The organism is Mycolicibacter engbaekii (assembly GCF_002101585.1).
GTDB lineage: Bacteria > Actinomycetota > Actinomycetes > Mycobacteriales > Mycobacteriaceae > Mycobacterium > Mycobacterium engbaekii.
Window position 1 is genome coordinate 1 of the sequence record NZ_LQOT01000078.1, and the last position, 2420, is coordinate 2420.

Consider the following 2420-nt stretch of genomic DNA (forward strand, 5'->3'; position numbering starts at 1 on the left):
GAGTTCGCCTTACAGTGGACCTCGACCCACCAACCCCAAGCCGCATAGCGACTGGACCACCAAACGGGTCCCCCTCAGGAGGTGTCGGCCCAGGCGGCCCGCCGCCGAACGCGACCGCAAGGTGTCGAGACGGCGACTACTCCTACAGCACTCATCGCTCCGGGACGTGTTCGCGCCACGGCAGCGTCAGTGAGTGGCTAACGAACTGACGTAAGAGCCCGCTCTTCTACTTACCGCGCCTCTCCCCGATCCGGGGGAGCTAGTGAGATAAAACGCCTGGTAGATAGTGGAGCCGATGACGGGAATCGAACCCGCGTATTCAGCTTGGGAAGCTGATGTTCTGCCATTGAACTACATCGGCACTGGTGCCTTGGAAGGCTAACATCTCGCGCCAAGCGGCTCACCGACCCCACACGCAATCGCAGAATCGCATGCCCGCGGCGCGCTCAGTCCCATTCTGCGTCTGGCCGCCGCGGGGCGCGGTACAGCGGATACGCTCGTGCGGTGCTGCTCTCCGATCGCGATCTGCGGGCCGAAATCGCCGCCGGCCGCCTCGGCATCGAACCGTACGACGATGCCCTGGTACAGCCCTCCAGCGTGGACGTCCGCCTCGACAGCCTGTTCCGGGTGTTCAACAACACCCGCTACACCCACATCGACCCGGCGCAACAGCAGGACGAGCTGACCACGCTGGTCGAACCCAAGCCCGGTGAGCCGTTCGTGCTGCACCCCGGCGAATTCGTGCTGGGCTCGACCCTGGAGTGCTGCACGCTGCCGGAAGATCTGGCCGGCCGGCTGGAGGGCAAATCCAGCCTCGGGCGGCTGGGCCTGCTCACCCACTCCACCGCGGGGTTCATCGATCCGGGCTTCTCCGGGCACATCACCTTGGAGCTGTCCAACGTGGCGAATCTGCCGATCACCCTGTGGCCGGGCATGAAGATCGGCCAGCTGTGTCTGCTGCGCCTGACCAGTCCGGCAGAACACCCTTACGGCAGTACACGCGTAGGGTCGAAATATCAGGGCCAGCGCGGGCCGACGCCGTCCCGCTCGTACCAGAACTTCATCAAGTCCGGGTAGCCCTCGGATAGCAGGCCGCCCCGCGGCTGCGATGAAGCCGGTTTCGGCCAGCCCTGGCAGGGGTAAGGCCCGCATACCGGGCCGAACAGCAGCAGGGGAGGTTTTCGTGGAGATCGTTCTCGGGGTGTCGGTGGCGCCCTCGGCGGTCCGCATGGTGTTGGTGGAAGGCGAGAACGCCGACGGGCTCACCGTGGAACACGACGACTTCGACATCCCCGACGGGGCGCAAACCGCCACCGAACGGGCGGTGTCGGCGATCCTGGGCACCCACGAAGGTGCCCGCGAAGGCGGCTACCAGCTCAGCTCCACCGGCGTGACCTGGAGCAGCGAAGCCGAGGCGATGGCGCTGCGCGAGGCGCTGGCCGGCCGCAAGATCGAGAACGTGATGCTGGTGTCGGCGTTCCTGGCCGCCGCCGCGCTGGCGCAGTCGGTGGGAAGTGCCACCCGGTATGCCCGCACGGCCCTGCTGTTCGTCGAGCCGGAGAGCGCCACCCTGGCCGTCGTCAACTCCGACGACGGTTCGATCTCCGAGATCCACCGCCAATCGTTGTCACCCGACGACGACAGCGCCGTCGGCGAGATCACCGAACTGGCCGCCAACGCCCAGCGCCTGGAATCTCAGCCCGACGGACTGTTCGTCGTCGGCTCGGGTGTCAACGTGGCGATGATCAAACCGGAACTCGACAAAGCCACCCAGCTTCCGGTCAGCGTGCCGGAGGAACCGGACATGGCCCTGGCCCGCGGCGCTGCGCTGGCCAGCGCCCACGCCCCGCTGTTCTCGTGCTCCACCCGGGCGCAGGCCTGGGCGCAGGACCCGGGCACCGGTGAACTCGACCCCGCGCTGGCCGGCGCCTACGCCTATGCCGCAGCGCCCGGTATGGCCTACGGCGACGAGGTGGACTACAACGCCACCGCCAACAACGAGCCGCTCGCCTACAGTGCGATTCCCGACGTCGCCGACGATCCCGCCCTGGTCGACTCCCGGATGCTGGACTTCAGCACCGGTGTCCAGCCGCGGGAGCGCAAGCCAATGCTGGTCACCGGCGGCGTCGCGGCGCTGTTCGTGATCGGCGTGCTGGGCTTGGCGATCGCGCTGGCGGTGGGCATGCGGGCGGCCAACCAGGACCGGCCCGACGTGCGGGCCAATATCGTCACCCCGCAAAAGCCTCCGCCGGCCGCGGTGGTCACGCCCGCGCCACCGCCTCCAGCGGCACCGCCCGCCCCGGCCGGACAGCCGGCTCCACCACCGCGGGCTCCCGTGCCTGCCGTCGAGGCACCGGCCCCGCGGGCGCCGGCACCCTTGCCGGTGGCACCGGCCCCGCCACCCCCGGCGCTTCCGGCTT

The 2420-nt window shown here is 68.7% G+C and carries 3 protein-coding genes and 1 tRNA gene; 3 read left to right on the forward strand and 1 reads right to left on the reverse strand.

Features of this window, described 5'->3' with window-relative positions:
• Positions 1-14 precede the first annotated feature (14 nt).
• On the forward strand, positions 15-209 hold the full coding sequence (locus AWC02_RS20775) for a DUF3761 domain-containing protein (protein WP_085130827.1): 195 nt from the start codon (positions 15-17) through the stop codon (positions 207-209).
• Between the two features lie 78 nt (positions 210-287).
• Here the strand turns inward: AWC02_RS20775 and AWC02_RS20780 are convergent.
• A tRNA-Gly gene (locus tag AWC02_RS20780) sits at positions 288-361 on the reverse strand.
• Between the two features lie 143 nt (positions 362-504).
• On the opposite strand from AWC02_RS20780, the gene dcd reads away from it, so the two are divergent.
• Together dcd and AWC02_RS20790 are read left to right on the forward strand one after the other, a co-directional pair.
• The gene (dcd, locus tag AWC02_RS20785) at positions 505-1077 is read left to right on the forward strand and encodes a dCTP deaminase (RefSeq protein WP_085130823.1); all 573 of its coding nucleotides are present in this window, start codon (positions 505-507) and stop codon (positions 1075-1077) included.
• Between the two features lie 106 nt (positions 1078-1183).
• A partial coding sequence (locus AWC02_RS20790) for a DUF7159 family protein (protein ID WP_085130825.1) occupies positions 1184-2420 on the forward strand: 1237 nt, incomplete at its 3' end.